At 58.1% G+C, this 14318-nt stretch carries 11 protein-coding genes; 7 read left to right on the top strand and 4 right to left on the bottom strand.

What is annotated here, in order from left to right; all coding sequences use genetic code 11:
• Positions 1–77: 77 nt before the first annotated feature.
• The 3 genes from HBN98_RS06750 to flgA all read right to left on the bottom strand — a co-directional run bounded on the left by HBN98_RS06750 (position 78) and on the right by flgA (position 1842).
• Positions 78–545 (bottom strand): flagella synthesis protein FlgN, encoded by a 468-nt coding sequence (locus HBN98_RS06750; protein WP_064588764.1) that lies wholly within the window; start codon positions 543–545, stop codon positions 78–80.
• Between the two features lie 48 nt (positions 546–593).
• Positions 594–920 carry a flagellar biosynthesis anti-sigma factor FlgM gene (flgM, locus tag HBN98_RS06745; RefSeq protein WP_083368187.1) on the bottom strand — a complete coding sequence of 109 codons (327 nt, stop codon included), beginning with the start codon at positions 918–920 and terminating at the stop codon, positions 594–596.
• 160 nt (positions 921–1080) lie between these two features.
• Positions 1081–1842: a flagellar basal body P-ring formation chaperone FlgA gene (flgA, locus tag HBN98_RS06740; protein WP_082920349.1), complete on the bottom strand. Its 762-nt coding sequence runs from the start codon at positions 1840–1842 to the stop codon at positions 1081–1083.
• Positions 1843–1924: 82 nt separating this feature from the next.
• Between flgA and HBN98_RS06735 the strand changes: the two genes are divergently transcribed.
• From HBN98_RS06735 to HBN98_RS06705, 7 genes are all read left to right on the top strand, one after another.
• A complete protein-coding gene (locus tag HBN98_RS06735) occupies positions 1925–2857 on the top strand; it encodes a chemotaxis protein CheV (RefSeq protein ID WP_064588761.1) in 933 nt (310 codons plus the stop codon).
• A 46-nt stretch (positions 2858–2903) separates the two neighbouring features.
• Positions 2904–3731 carry a protein-glutamate O-methyltransferase CheR gene (gene cheR / locus HBN98_RS06730; RefSeq protein WP_064588760.1) on the top strand — a complete coding sequence of 276 codons (828 nt, stop codon included), beginning with the start codon at positions 2904–2906 and terminating at the stop codon, positions 3729–3731.
• A 349-nt stretch (positions 3732–4080) separates the two neighbouring features.
• Positions 4081–4488: a flagellar basal body rod protein FlgB gene (gene flgB, locus HBN98_RS06725; RefSeq protein WP_007917581.1), complete on the top strand. Its 408-nt coding sequence runs from the start codon at positions 4081–4083 to the stop codon at positions 4486–4488.
• A 3-nt stretch (positions 4489–4491) separates the two neighbouring features.
• Positions 4492–4935, top strand: a complete 444-nt coding sequence (gene flgC, locus HBN98_RS06720) for a flagellar basal body rod protein FlgC (RefSeq protein WP_003227217.1) — start codon at positions 4492–4494, stop codon at positions 4933–4935.
• Positions 4936–4950: 15 nt separating this feature from the next.
• A complete protein-coding gene (gene flgD, locus HBN98_RS06715; RefSeq protein WP_064588759.1) occupies positions 4951–5676 on the top strand; it encodes a flagellar hook assembly protein FlgD in 726 nt (241 codons plus the stop codon).
• A 30-nt stretch (positions 5677–5706) separates the two neighbouring features.
• Positions 5707–7047, top strand: coding sequence for a flagellar hook protein FlgE (gene flgE / locus HBN98_RS06710; protein WP_083368188.1), 1341 nt, complete (start codon positions 5707–5709; stop codon positions 7045–7047).
• A gap of 294 nt (positions 7048–7341) precedes the next feature.
• Positions 7342–10992 (top strand): beta strand repeat-containing protein, encoded by a 3651-nt coding sequence (locus HBN98_RS06705; RefSeq protein ID WP_169844039.1) that lies wholly within the window; start codon positions 7342–7344, stop codon positions 10990–10992.
• 167 nt (positions 10993–11159) lie between these two features.
• Here the strand turns inward: HBN98_RS06705 and HBN98_RS06700 are convergent, their stop codons facing one another.
• Positions 11160–14054, bottom strand: coding sequence for a ribonucleoside-diphosphate reductase subunit alpha (locus HBN98_RS06700; RefSeq protein ID WP_064588757.1), 2895 nt, complete (start codon positions 14052–14054; stop codon positions 11160–11162).
• Positions 14055–14318: the final 264 nt, after the last annotated feature.

Below are 14318 nucleotides of genomic sequence, written 5' to 3'. Positions count from 1 at the left end.
AGACAAAATTTGACTACGACTAGCCAGCATTTTGCCAGCATGTTTCGCGGGTTGATAGTGCAGGCACATCGAATGGCTCACGCCTGGCTGAGCGTACGCGGCTTGGTGGGTTTGGCGAAAGTGCCAGTAGCGTCATACAGCGCTGGCGGCTCGCCCCCGGTGAGGATTTTCAGCTGATTGGCCGTGGCGGCCTGCTGAATCTGGATCGACTGGCCGTTCTTGACGTTGGCCGCCTGGCACTGGGCAATCAGGTCGGTCAACACATCGCTCTGGGCCAGCAACTGGTCGCCAATGCTTGAGTGGCTGGCCAGTTGCTCCAGGCCCTGACGGTCGAGCGGCAGGTTGAGGCTGGCGAGGATTTCGCTGCGCTTGCGGCCATGCTGTTCAAGCAAAATGATCAATGCCTGCTTGCGCGCCAGAATATCTTCGAGCAAGGGCATGTCGCGACCGTGCAAGGCGAGGGACTCGGTTTGCAGTAACTCCAGCAATTGTTGAGCTGGAGCAAAGTCGTCAGTGATCAGTTGCAATAAATTAGTGTCGTGCATGGCTGGCCTTGGGTTCTAAGCGTCCAAAAGCCTGGCGCCGGCGAAAGCCTAGCGCTGGGCTTCGAAGTTGAGCAGTTTGCTGGCTACACGGTTGCTGTCGACTTTATAGCTGCCATCGGCAATCGCTGCTTTCAACTCGGCCACGCGGGCTTTGTCGACGGCAGGCTGATCACGCAGCTTGTCAGTGACCTTCTGCAACTGTTGAGCCTCATTGCTGAGGTGTACCGATTCCCCGCTTTTTGCGGTACTGGCCGTTTCGGCCGGGGTATTCAGCGGCGCGGAGGTACCGGTTTCGGCGGATTCCTTGGCGTTGCTGGTACGTGTACTGCCCGTAAGTGACGAGGAGCTGTTCAAACGGCTGAAATCGATGACCATGTTAAAAACCTCTGGGAATTTGGACGCTTGCCATGTTCTCGGCCATTCCCTGGAAAACTTTAGGCTCACTTTGCAATGAGCTGCATGTGCCGAAGCGTGTCCTGCTGCGGCACAGTTTAGGGAAGGGGCGGGGCTGGCGCCAGTTTTCTGCGAGTGTGTTTTACATGGCCACTTCCACTTGGCCCGGCGCGATGACCTGCGCCTTGATGACCCGGTTGGAATTGAGGTTTTTCACCCGAATCTGTTCTTTCAGACCCCCATTGGCCAGGGCTTCCCCGGGCATGCGCACGGCGAGCGTACCACTGCGGGCGATGATGACCACTTGATCACCCTTGCGCACCACTTCCGCCTGTTCCAGATGCACCAGGGTAATCACCTGATCGGCGACCGTTGGTCGGGTTAATTTCTGCCCGATGGCGTCATCCACCGACGTCAAAAATCCCTGATTGATCTGACTGACGTCGCGTTCACGCAAGGTCACGTCCTGCGGCTCGATAATACCGGCGCGTTTGAGCGGTCGGGTGGTGGTGACAATCTCGCGAAACAGGCGGACTTGAGCGGGCACGAACACCGTCCACGGCGAGCTTCCCTCGCAGCGGACCTTGACCGTTACCCGGCCCAGCGGACGTGCCGGACTCTCCAGCGACGCTGTCAATTCCTTGTCGCACATTGGCATGCGCATACGCGGGTCGAGCTGGTTGACCTCGATTTCGTAGCGGCCTTCCGTTTGACTGGTAGCCAGATAGTCTTCTACGGTGAACTCAAGAAAGCCCTGAGTGACGCCGATAAGCATGTCAGGCAAGGTAACCGTATCAGCACCGGCAGGGCTGCCAGCGAAAAACAAGCAGACGGCAGACGTCGCGCACAGCGCTTTGCGGGTGCGGGAGGTCAGGCGTCGGAAAAATGTCGTTTGAGCGTTCATACGAGTTAAAAAGCAAGCGCCGTGCCGTTTAGCAATGAATGTGCGTCGCAACAACACTTGGCGTTGGTGTAGGAGTCTGGGCATGGCTGGTGTAATGGATTCGGTGAACCAGCGCACGCAACTGGTAGGGCAGAATCGCCTGGAGCTGTTGTTGTTCCGTCTCGACGGTCAGCAGCTCTACGGAATCAACGTGTTCAAGGTGCGGGAAGTGCTGCAATGCCCGTCGCTGACGTTGATGCCCAAGTCCAGTCCTGTCGTGTGCGGGGTGGCGAATATTCGGGGGGCAACCATTCCGATCCTTGATCTGGCAATGGCGACCGGTTCCGGGGCGTTGAAAGACAAGAAAAATCCGTTCGTGATCATCACGGAGTACAACACCAAGACCCAGGGTTTCCTGGTCCGCTCGGTGGAGCGCATCGTCAACATGAACTGGGAAGAGATCCATCCGCCGCCCAAGGGCACGGGGCGCGATCACTACCTGACCGCTGTGACTCGAGTCGACAATCAGTTAGTCGAAATCATCGACGTCGAGAAGGTGCTGGCGGAAGTGGCGCCGACGCCGGAAGCGATTTCGGTGGGGGTGGTCGATGTCGAGACCCAGAGCAAGGCGTTGTCGCTGCGGGTGCTGACGGTCGATGACTCGTCGGTGGCGCGCAAGCAGGTCACGCGTTGCCTGCAGACGGTCGGTGTCGAGGTAGTGGCGCTGAACGATGGCAGGCAGGCGCTGGATTACCTGCGCAAGCTGGTCGATGAGGGCAAGAAGCCGGAAGAAGAGTTCCTGATGATGATTTCCGACATCGAGATGCCGGAGATGGACGGGTACACCCTGACGGCGGAGATCCGCAGCGACCCTCGCATGCAAAAGCTTCATATCATCCTGCATACTTCGTTGTCGGGGGTATTCAATCAGGCGATGGTCAAGAAAGTCGGTGCCGATGACTTCCTGGCCAAATTCCGTCCTGATGACCTGGCATCCCGGGTAGTCGACCGGATCAAAGCAGCAGATATCAGCTAGGGGCCTTTTGCCCCTGGCGGTCAACACGATTTAAGAGGCGGCATCATTGTCTACGGGTAATTTGGATTTCGAACAGTTCCGGGTCTTCCTGGAAAAAGCCTGTGGCATTTTGCTCGGTGAAAACAAGCAGTACCTGGTCTCGAGCCGTCTCAACAAACTGATGGAGCAGCAAGGCATCAAGTCCCTGGGTGAGCTGGTACAGCGCATCCAGACCCAGCCGCGCAGCGGTTTGCGCGAGCAGGTGGTCGATGCCATGACGACCAACGAAACCCTGTGGTTTCGTGACACCTATCCGTTTGAAGTCTTGAAGAACAAGGTACTGCCCGAAGCGATCAAGGCCAGTCCCAACCAGCGTCTGCGGATCTGGTCGGCGGCGTGCTCATCGGGTCAGGAACCGTATTCGCTGTCGATGTCGATCGATGAGTTCGAGCGCAGTAACCTCGGCCAGTTGAAGATGGGCGTGCAGATCGTTGCCACCGACCTGTCCGGCAGCATGCTGAACAACTGCAAGACCGGCGAATACGACAGCCTGGCGATCGGACGCGGTTTGTCCCCCGATCGTCTGCAGCGTTATTTCGACCCGAAAGGGCCGGGCCGCTGGGTGATCAAGGCGCCGATCAAGAACCGGGTGGAATTTCGTTCGTTCAACCTGCTCGACAGCTACGCGAGCCTGGGCAAGTTCGACATCGTGTTCTGCCGCAACGTGCTGATCTACTTCTCCGCCGAGGTGAAGAAAGACATCCTGTTGCGCATTCACAGCACGCTGAAGCCGGGCGGGTATCTGTTCCTTGGCGCCTCCGAAGCGCTGAACGGTTTGCCGGATCATTACCAGATGGTCCAGTGCAGTCCGGGGATCATTTACCAGGCGAAATGATTGCATCGACAACATGAAAAACGGGAGGCCCGCAAAGGCCTCCCGTTTTTTTATGCCTGATGCTTTGTTTCATGTAGGAGCTGCCGAAGGCTGCGATCTTTTGATCTTGATCTTTAAAGGCAAAATCAAAGATCGCAGCCTTCGGCAGCTCCTACAGATCGAGGCGACGGATGCCGTTGGGAAGGGCAAGCGGCAGAAAAGCGGCAGTTGGCGGAAACCGGTTGCCGCTTTTCTGGCATTGCCGCTTTGCCGACTCCCCGCAAAGCCACGGTTTACTTGGGTTTTTCTGTTTGGCACGACGCTTGCTAAAGCTCAGGTACGAAAAACCGGTCACCCGAAGGTTCCCGACATGAGCATCAGCTTCGATAAAGCGCTCGGCATTCACGAAAAGGCATTGGGCTTCCGCGCTCAGCGTGCCGAAGTGCTGGCCAACAACATCGCCAACGCCGATACCCCGAACTACAAGGCTCGGGATCTGGACTTCTCCAAAGTGCTTGAAGCACAGACACAGAAGAACGCCAACGGCACCATCGCCCTGAACATGACCAACAGCCGTCACATCGAAGCTGAAGGCCTGGGCAATGGCGACGAGTCGCTGATGTATCGCACGCCGATGCAGCCTTCGATCGACCAGAACACCGTTGATGCTCAGCTTGAGCAGTCGAACTACGCGGAAAACGCGGTCGGCTTCCAGGCCAGCTTCACCCTGCTCAACAGCAAATTCAAAGGGCTGGTGTCAGCCCTGCGCGGAGAGTAATCCATGTCCCTGTCCAGCGTTTTCAACATTGCCGGCAGCGGCATGAGCGCACAAACCACGCGTCTGAACACCGTGGCTTCGAACATCGCCAACGCCGAAACCGTCTCGTCGAGCATCGACCAGACCTACCGTGCCCGTCACCCGGTGTTTGCCACCATGTTCCAGGGCGGCCAGAACAGCGGCAGCAACTCGCTGTTCCAGAGCCAGGACGCCGCAGGCCAGGGCGTGCAGGTACTCGGTGTGGTCGAAGACCAGAGCAACCTCGAAGCGCGTTACGAGCCGAACCATCCAGCGGCCGATGCCAAGGGCTACGTCTACTACCCGAACGTCAACGTGGTGGAAGAAATGGCTGACATGATTTCCGCGAGCCGCTCGTTCCAGACCAACGCCGAAATGATGAACACCGCCAAAACCATGATGCAGAAGGTGCTGACCCTCGGTCAGTAATAAGGGGCGACTGCCATGAGCGTTACCGATACCACCAGCAGCCTGAGCATGAATGACATCCTGGCGAACTCGTCGAAAAAGACCGGTTCGACCACCGGTGGCATTGCTTCGGCCACCAACAGCGCCACCGGCGGCCAGGCATTGGGCAAGGATGCGTTCCTGCAATTGCTGGTCACCCAGTTGAAGAACCAGAACCCGCTCGATCCGCAGGACAACAGCGCCTTCGTTGCGCAGTTGGCGCAGTTCAGCAGCCTCGAGGGCATTACCACCCTCAACAGCACCGTCAGCTCGCTGGCCGGCAACTACAACTCGTCGCAGGCGTTGCAGGCGTCGTCGCTGGTGGGCCGCAACGTGATTGTGCAGACCAACTCGGTTCAGCTCGACGATCCGAGCAAAGGCATGACCGGTTCGGTCACCGTTCCATCGTCGATTGCCGGCGGCACCGTCAGCATCACCGACAGCAGCGGCACGGTGGTTCGCACCCTCGATCTGGGCAGCCGCGCCGCAGGCAGCGCGAGCTTCACCTGGGACGGCAAGGACAAGGACGGCAATCTGGTCAAGACCGGTACCTATACCGTCAAGGCCAACGCATCGATCAATGGTACCTCGACCGATATGGCGACCTACCTGCCGGCCACCGTCACCAGCGTGACCATCAGCCAGACCGGTGGCGAGCTGATGCTCAACCTGTCCGGCAAGGGCACCGTCGCCCTGTCCAAAGTACAAACCATTGGTATATAGAGCCGACTAACCGGCACAAAGGAGTGGAATATGTCTTTCAATATCGGCCTTAGCGGTCTCTATGCAGCCAACAAACAACTGGACGTGACCGGTAACAACATCGCCAACGTCGCGACCACCGGTTTCAAATCGTCCCGTGCAGAATTCGAAGACGTCTACTCGGCCACTCGCCTGGGTAGCGGCAGCAAGGTCATCGGTAACGGTGTGCGTCTGGCCAACGTTTCCCAGCAGTTTACCCAAGGTGACATCAGCAACACCGGTAACGTGCTGGACATGGGCATCAACGGCTCGGGTTTCTTCACCATGAGCAATAACGGCGCGATCACCTACACCCGTGCCGGTACGTTCAAGGTCGACGATAAAGGTTACATCACCAACACCGACTACACCTCGCGTCTGCAAGGCTACGGTGTGGATGCCAACGGCAAGGTCATCAACGGCGTGTTGACCGACCTGAAGATCGACACTTCGAACCTGGCGCCGAAGTCGACTTCATTGGTGACTTCGAGCATCAACCTGAACTCGTCGGCGCCGGTGATCACCGATACCGGCGCTAACGCGGTCGTTTTTGACCCGGCAAAACTCGAGACTTACACCAAGCAGTTCAGTACTCCGATCTATGACTCCCAGGGCAACTCGCACGTCATGGATCAGTACGTGGTGAAGACGGGTCAGAACACCTGGAAGGTTTACACCCTGGTTGACGGGCGCAATCCGGATGCAACCGGCAGCGATCCAACCAAGACCCCTCCGGTTGCTTCGACGCTGACGTTCGACAGTTCGGGTAACCTGACTCAGGTCAGTACGCCTAGCACCTTGCCGCCTCCTGCGCCGAACCCGATCATCAGCAGTGACTTGAAGCTGACCGGCTGGGTGCCGGGTAAAGTGATCAATGGCACCTTCACGCCAAACGGTGCGTCTGCCAACACCAATGGCGTGACCATTTCCATGGCCAAGACCACTCAGTTCAACGCTGATACCGCGCGTTCGATCCCGACTCAGGATGGTTACGCCACTGGCCAGATCACCAACCTGACCATCGACGGCACCGGTACGCTGTTCGCCAACTTCAGCAACAACCAGAGCAAGGCCATCGGCCAGGTTGCGCTGGCCAGCTTCACCAACGAACAAGGCCTGCAGGCGGTCGGCGGTACCAGCTGGAAAGAGACTTTCGCCTCGGGTATCCCAGGCTACGATGCGCCGGAAACCGGTACTCTGGGTTCGATCGCATCCAACTCGCTGGAAGAGTCCAACGTTAACCTGACCAACGAGCTGGTGGATCTGATCAAGGGCCAGAGCAACTATCAGGCGAACGCCAAGACCATTTCGACCCAGAGCACCATCATGCAGACCATCATTCAGATGACCTGATGTGATCTGAGAGCTGCACTGAAAACCGACGCCCTTGGGTGTCGGTTTTTTTTTGTCCGTTGTCAGGCATTTTTAAAAACTCCTACCGTTCGTCGGTCTCTGTGGTGCAGTAATTGCACGCTCGCCGAGCAAAGAGGGTGTACGCGTCAAACTTTCAGAGGTCATGAAGACCTCTGGTTGCCGAGCTGTAAAACGTCACATTAATGATCGCGCTCAAAGCCGCTCGGTTTCAAAGAAGCGATTCTGCAGCGTTACGTTGACTATCGATTCATCCAACAAGGCAAGGAAGAAATAATGGCGGTTATAAACGGAACATCGGGTACGGACACACTGGTAGGCACGTCAAGTGCGGATGAGCTGTATGGGTTTGCAGGTAATGACTCGTTGAGTGGTGGTGAGGGCGACGATCTGCTGGACGGCGGTGCCGGTGCTGACATCCTGAATGGCGGAAACGGTATTGATACCGCGTCTTACGCCAACTCGACGGCTGGGGTTACGGTCAATCTGTCTACCGGTACGGGTATCGGTGGAGACGCTCAGGGGGATACGCTGACTTCGATTGAAGCCGTGATCGGATCATCCTTCAATGACTCCCTGACCGCCAACGCTGCCGGCAGCAAGCTGATCGGTGGCACTGGCAACGACGTGTATTTCGTCAACGGTAACGCAGTGAACGTGATCGAAACCGCCGGCGGTGGCGATGACGAAGTGCGCACGGTGCTCACCAACCTGCGTCTGGCCGACAACGTCGAGCGCCTGACTTACGTGGGCAACAGCAACTTCGTCGGTTTTGGTAACGGTCTGGACAACGTCATCACGGGCGGCGCCAACAACGACACTTTGTCGGGCGGCGCAGGCGCTGACCAGTTCATCGGTGGTGCGGGCAGCGATACCGTGAGCTACATCGACAGCCCTGGCTCGATCACGATCAACACCAAGACCGGTGTCCACACCGGGATTGCCGAGGGTGATACGTATGTCGGCATTGAAGTGATTCAAGGCTCGAACTACGACGACATCTTCATCAGTGGCGCCGCTGCCGACACGTTCGATGGTTCGATGGGCAACAACGACACCGTTGATTACTCCGGCTCGGCAAGCGGTGTGACGGCGAGCCTGCTCAGTGGCGCGGTCGGTGTTGGCGGTGACGCGCAGGGCGACCGGCTGTACAACATCGAAACCGTGATCGGCTCGTCCTTTGACGACTCGCTGACCGCAAACCTTGCAGGCAGCAAACTGATTGGTGGCACTGGCAACGACGTGTATTTCGTCAACGGTAACGCAGTGAACGTTATCGAAACCGCCGGCGGTGGCGATGACGAAGTGCGCACGGTGCTCACCAACTTGCGTCTGGCCGACAACGTCGAGCGCCTGACTTACGTGGGCAACAGCAACTTCGTCGGTTTTGGTAACGGTCTGGACAACGTCATCACGGGCGGCGCCAACAACGACACTCTGTCGGGTGGTGCGGGGGCTGACCAGTTCATCGGTGGTGCGGGCACCGATACCGTGAGCTACATCGACAGCCCTGGTTCAATCACGATCAATACCAAAACCGGCGTCCACACCGGGATTGCCGAGGGTGATACGTATGTCGGCATTGAAGTGATTCAAGGCTCGAACTACGACGACATCTTCATCAGCGGCGCCGCTGCCGACACGTTCGATGGTTCGATGGGCAACAACGACACCGTTGATTACTCCGGCTCGGCAAGCGGTGTGACGGTGAGCCTGGTCGGTGGCCTGGCGGGTGTTGGTGGCGATGCGCAGGGTGATCGGCTGTACAACATCGAAACCGTGATCGGTTCATCCTTCGACGATTCGCTGACCGCGAACCTTGCCGGCAGCAAACTGATTGGTGGCACTGGCAACGACGTGTATTTCGTCAACGGTAACGCAGTGAACGTGATCGAAACCGCCGGCGGTGGCGATGATGAAGTGCGCACGGTGCTCACCAATCTGCGTCTGGCCGACAACGTCGAGCGCCTGACTTACGTGGGCAACAGCGTGTTCACCGGTTTCGGCAACGGTCTGGACAACATCATCACGGGCGGCGCCAACAACGACACTTTGTCGGGTGGTGCGGGGGCTGACCAGTTCATCGGTGGTGCGGGCAGCGATACCGTGAGCTACATCGACAGCCCTGGCTCAATCACGATCAACACCAAGACTGGTGTACACACCGGGATTGCTGAGGGCGATACATTCGTTGGCATTGAAGTGATTCAAGGCTCGAACTACGACGACATCTTCATCAGTGGCGCCGCTGCCGACACGTTCGATGGTTCGATGGGCAACAACGACACCGTTGATTACTCCGGCTCTGCAAGCGGTGTGACGGTGAGCCTGGTCGGTGGCCTGGCGGGTGTTGGTGGCGATGCGCAGGGTGATCGGCTGTACAACATCGAAACCGTGATCGGTTCATCCTTCGACGATTCGCTGACCGCGAACCTTGCCGGCAGCAAACTGATTGGTGGCACTGGCAACGACGTGTATTTCGTCAACGGTAACGCAGTGAACGTGATCGAAACCGCCGGCGGTGGCGATGATGAAGTGCGCACGGTGCTCACCAATCTGCGTCTGGCCGACAACGTCGAGCGCCTGACTTACGTGGGCAACAGCGTGTTCACCGGTTTCGGCAACGGTCTGGACAACATCATCACGGGCGGCGCCAACAACGACACTTTGTCGGGCGGCGCAGGCGCTGACCAATTTATTGGTGGCAATGGTTTTGACGTCGCCAGCTATGTGGACAGCCCGACCGGTGTGACGATCAACACCAAGACCGGGGTGAATTCCGGCATCGCCTTTGGTGATACGTATGTCGGTATCGAGCAAATTCGGGGATCGAACAGCGGCGATATCTTCGTTGGTGGGCTGGGTGCGGATAATTTCGATGGGAGCGGCGGCACCGACATCCTCAGCTTTGCGAGTGAGACTTCAGGCATCACGCTGGACTTGAGTCCAACGGTGCTTACCGGTATCGCTGCGGGCGACGCCTACACCTCGATCGAGGCGTTCCAGGGTACAAGTTTTGCCGATACCTTCACCGGCAGTGCCAGAGCAGCCGAGAGCTTCATTGGTGGCGGCGGTGCGGACACCATGACCGGCGTGGGGCGTGGTGATGGCGCCTGGTACGTCAATAGCTCCGATGCCGTGCAGATCAATCTTCTGACAGGTGCCGTCAGCGGCGGCGATGCCCAAGGTGATGTGCTGATCAATATCGATAACCTGATCGGTTCGGCATTCAATGACACCTTGACCGGTAATGCCTACGCCAACATGTTGGAGGGGGGAGACGGTAACGACATCCTGTATGGCGGCGATGGCAATGACACTCTCTACGGTCATAGCTTCACAGATATCAGTGCTCTGTCCGCACCTGGCTCGACGGATAACCAGGCCGACACCATTTATGGCGGTAACGGCGATGATTACATCATGGGTTATGCGCGCGATGTGGGGTCGGTTTTCTATGGTGAAGCCGGTAATGACAACATCACGGTCTTTTCTGGCATTGCCAACGGTGGCGACGGTAACGATACATTGACGGGCTTGGGTCATGGCTACGAACTGCGCGGGGGGGCAGGTGCGGACAAGCTGTACCTGAATGCTTCGGGTGACGCTTATGGTGGCGAGGGCAGCGATGCCTATTTCGTGTCCTCCAAAACCATGGTTGCGATTTCCGATGACGGCACCACGGGCATCGATATCGTCACCCTGAAAAACATCCAGAGTTTCAATGATGTCCGCATCATGACTAACGACCAGGGTGTCTACATCTTCAATGCTGCGGACGTGCAGAGCGGCAACCTGGACTCCGGTCTGTTCTTGAAGGATTGGAACAAGGGGGCCAACACCATTGAAACCTTCTACACCAACAATGGCGACTCTTTCACCATCCCGGTGGTAGGGCAGGCAATGACCGAGTCCGTGATGGGCTGACCAAGGCTGCAATGTTGAAACGGCGAGTCCCGTAATAGGGCCTCGCCGTTTTTTATGCTTGTGGTTTTTTCCACGCAAAAGAAAACCCCCGACAAACCAGAAGTCTGTCGGGGGTTTCTTTTGCCCGGAGAGTATCAGGCGTCTCGCAACGCCTGATACAGCTCAGCTTATTGGCAAGCTTCGCAATCCGGCTCGTCGATCGCGCAAGCCTTTGGCACTGGAGCCGGGCCGGCAGGAGCTGCCAGCACCGAATCGTCGCCGTGGTTGCCGCCGCTGGAAACAGCGTTCAGCTTGCCGGTGTTGATGGTCGACTTCTCGGTGCTGGTCGCGGCCAGGGCACGGAGGTAGTAGGTGGTTTTCAGACCACGGTACCAGGCCATGCGGTAGGTCACGTCGAGCTTCTTGCCCGAGGCGCCGGCGATGTACAGGTTCAGCGACTGGGCCTGGTCGATCCACTTCTGACGACGGCTGGCGGCGTCAACGATCCACTTGGTGTCCACTTCGAACGCGGTCGCGTAGAGCTCTTTGAGTTCTTGCGGGATGCGCTCGATCTGCTGAACCGAACCGTCGTAGTACTTCAGGTCGTTGATCATGACCGAGTCCCACAGACCGCGAGCCTTGAGGTCGCGAACCAGGTACGGGTTGATCACGGTGAATTCGCCCGACAGGTTCGATTTCACATACAGGTTCTGGTAGGTCGGTTCGATCGACTGCGAGACGCCGGTGATGTTGGCGATGGTCGCGGTCGGTGCGATGGCCATGATGTTGGAGTTACGAATGCCTTTCTGTACACGGGCGCGAACCGGTGCCCAGTCCAGGGTTTCGTTCAGGTCAACGTCGATGTACTTCTGGCCGCGAGCCTCGATCAGGATCTGTTGCGAATCCAGCGGCAGGATGCCTTTGGACCACAGCGAACCCTGGAACGTCTCGTACGAGCCGCGCTCGTCGGCCAGGTCGCAGGAGGCCTGGATCGCGTAGTAGCTGACCGCTTCCATCGACTTGTCGGCGAACTCGACGGCAGCGTCGGAACCGTAAGGGATGTGCTGCAGGTACAAAGCGTCCTGGAAGCCCATGATGCCCAGACCGACCGGACGGTGCTTGAAGTTGGAGTTCTTCGCTTGCGGCACCGAGTAGTAGTTGATGTCGATCACGTTATCGAGCATGCGTACAGCGGTGTTCACGGTGCGTTGCAGCTTGGCGGTGTCCAGCTTGCCATCCACGATGTGGTTCGGCAGGTTGATCGAGCCCAGGTTGCAAACGGCGATCTCGTCCTTGTTGGTGTTCAAGGTGATCTCGGTGCACAGGTTCGAGCTGTGGACCACGCCGACGTGCTGCTGCGGGCTGCGCAGGTTGCACGGGTCTTTGAAGGTCAGCCATGGGTGGCCGGTTTCGAACAGCATGGACAGCATTTTGCGCCACAGGTCTTTGGCCTGGATGGTCTTGAACAGCTTGACCTTGCCCGGGTACTCGGTCAGGGCTTCGTAGTACTCGTAGCGCTCTTCGAAGGCTTTACCGGTCAGGTCGTGCAGGTCCGGTACTTCGGATGGCGAGAACAGGGTCCACTTGCCGTCATCGAAGACGCGCTTCATGAACAGGTCAGGGATCCAGTTGGCGGTGTTCATGTCGTGGGTACGACGACGATCATCACCGGTGTTCTTGCGCAGCTCGATGAACTCTTCGATGTCCATGTGCCAGGTTTCCAGGTAGGCACATACAGCGCCTTTGCGCTTGCCACCCTGGTTAACGGCTACGGCGGTGTCGTTCACCACTTTCAGGAACGGAACCACGCCTTGCGACTTGCCGTTGGTGCCCTTGATGTACGAGCCCAGAGCACGCACAGGAGTCCAGTCGTTGCCCAGGCCACCGGCGAATTTGGACAACATGGCGTTGTCGTGGATCGCGTGGTAGATGCCCGACAGGTCGTCCGGAACGGTAGTCAGGTAGCAGCTCGACAGCTGTGGACGCAGGGTACCGGCGTTGAACAGGGTCGGAGTCGATGCCATGTAGTCGAAGGACGACAGCAGGTTGTAGAACTCGATCGCACGGTCTTCTTTCTGCTTCTCTTCGATCGCCAGGCCCATGGCCACGCGCATGAAGAAGATCTGCGGCAGTTCGAAACGCACGCCATCCTTGTGGATGAAGTAACGGTCGTACAGGGTCTGCAGGCCCAGGTAGGTGAATTGCTGATCGCGCTCGTGGTTGATCGCCTTGCCCAGTTTTTCCAGGTCGAAGGAGGCCAGCACAGGGTTCAGCAGTTCGAACTCGATACCTTTGGCGATGTAAGCCGGCAGCGCCTTGGCGTACAGGTCGGCCATCTCGTGGTGCGTGGCGCTTTCGGCCACACCCAGGAAGCCCAGGCCTTCGGCACGCAGGGTGTCCATCAGCAGGCGGGCGGTCACGAACGAGTAGTTCGGCTCACGCTCGACCAGGGTACGCGCGGTCATCACCAGGGCGGTGTTGACGTCGTTCAGGGCCACGCCGTCGTACAGGTTTTTCAGGGTTTCGCGCTGGATCAGCTCGCCGTCGACTTCAGCCAGGCCTTCGCAGGCTTCGGTGACGATGGTGTTCAGGCGGCCCATGTCCAGCGGCGCAAGGCTACCGTCGGCGCGGGTGATGCGGATCGAAGGATGCGCCTGTACCGGCTCTTCGGTGGTGGTGCGGGTGGCGCGTTCTTTCGAACGGGCGTCACGGTAGATCACGTAGTCGCGAGCGACCTTCTGCTCACCGGCACGCATCAGGGCCAGTTCGACCTGGTCCTGGATTTCTTCGATGTGGATGGTGCCGCCCGAAGGCATGCGACGCTTGAAGGTCGCGGTGACTTGTTCGGTCAGGCGGGCAACGGTGTCGTGGATTCGCGACGAAGCGGCAGCGGTGCCGCCTTCAACTGCGAGAAACGCTTTGGTGATAGCGACGGTGATCTTGTCATCGGTGTAAGGAACGACAGTGCCATTACGCTTGATCACGCGCAGTTGACCAGGCGCGGTGGCGGCCAGATCCGAATTCGAATCGGCGGCCTGCGGCAAGGTGCCCTGCGGGTTCTCGCGAGTTGTGTCGGTTTGCATGGGGGGTGATCTCCACATTCTCTATGTTTGTTTGAGCACCATCATGGTGCTCACCGTTCTGGTCCGAAGCACTACAACCGACGGGGGTCGGGCATAACAACTTCGGACCAGTAGGAAAAAGGCTAATGACGCCGCATCCTTGCCGAAGTTTTTGGCTGCGAGCCAGGGCTCGAGCCGGATTCCTTCCAGGGTGACAGTACTGACTGCAACACCCGTACCGTTCCGGTCGTTTCCAACCTGAAAAACGGCGCCATCCGCAAGTGC

This window comes from Pseudomonas koreensis, assembly GCF_012986595.1.
In the GTDB taxonomy this organism is placed as follows: domain Bacteria; phylum Pseudomonadota; class Gammaproteobacteria; order Pseudomonadales; family Pseudomonadaceae; genus Aquipseudomonas; species Aquipseudomonas koreensis.
The sequence above is the reverse complement of the archived record's forward strand: the minus strand, read 5'-3'. Positions and strand labels throughout refer to the sequence as shown.

Bases quoted from the DNA above. Each gene is read 5' to 3' on its own strand.
- flgB (WP_007917581.1), top strand. From the start codon at position 4,081: ATGAGCATCAGCTTCGATAAAGCGCTCGGCATTCACGAAAAGGCATTG.
- flgA (WP_082920349.1), bottom strand. From the start codon at position 1,842: ATGAACGCTCAAACGACATTTTTCCGACGCCTGACCTCCCGCACCCGC.
- flgE (WP_083368188.1), top strand. From the start codon at position 5,707: ATGTCTTTCAATATCGGCCTTAGCGGTCTCTATGCAGCCAACAAACAA.
- HBN98_RS06750 (WP_064588764.1), bottom strand. From the start codon at position 545: ATGCACGACACTAATTTATTGCAACTGATCACTGACGACTTTGCTCCA.
- HBN98_RS06705 (WP_169844039.1), top strand. From the start codon at position 7,342: ATGGCGGTTATAAACGGAACATCGGGTACGGACACACTGGTAGGCACG.
- flgD (WP_064588759.1), top strand. From the start codon at position 4,951: ATGAGCGTTACCGATACCACCAGCAGCCTGAGCATGAATGACATCCTG.
- HBN98_RS06735 (WP_064588761.1), top strand. From the start codon at position 1,925: ATGGCTGGTGTAATGGATTCGGTGAACCAGCGCACGCAACTGGTAGGG.
- flgM (WP_083368187.1), bottom strand. From the start codon at position 920: ATGGTCATCGATTTCAGCCGTTTGAACAGCTCCTCGTCACTTACGGGC.
- flgC (WP_003227217.1), top strand. From the start codon at position 4,492: ATGTCCCTGTCCAGCGTTTTCAACATTGCCGGCAGCGGCATGAGCGCA.
- HBN98_RS06700 (WP_064588757.1), bottom strand. From the start codon at position 14,054: ATGCAAACCGACACAACTCGCGAGAACCCGCAGGGCACCTTGCCGCAG.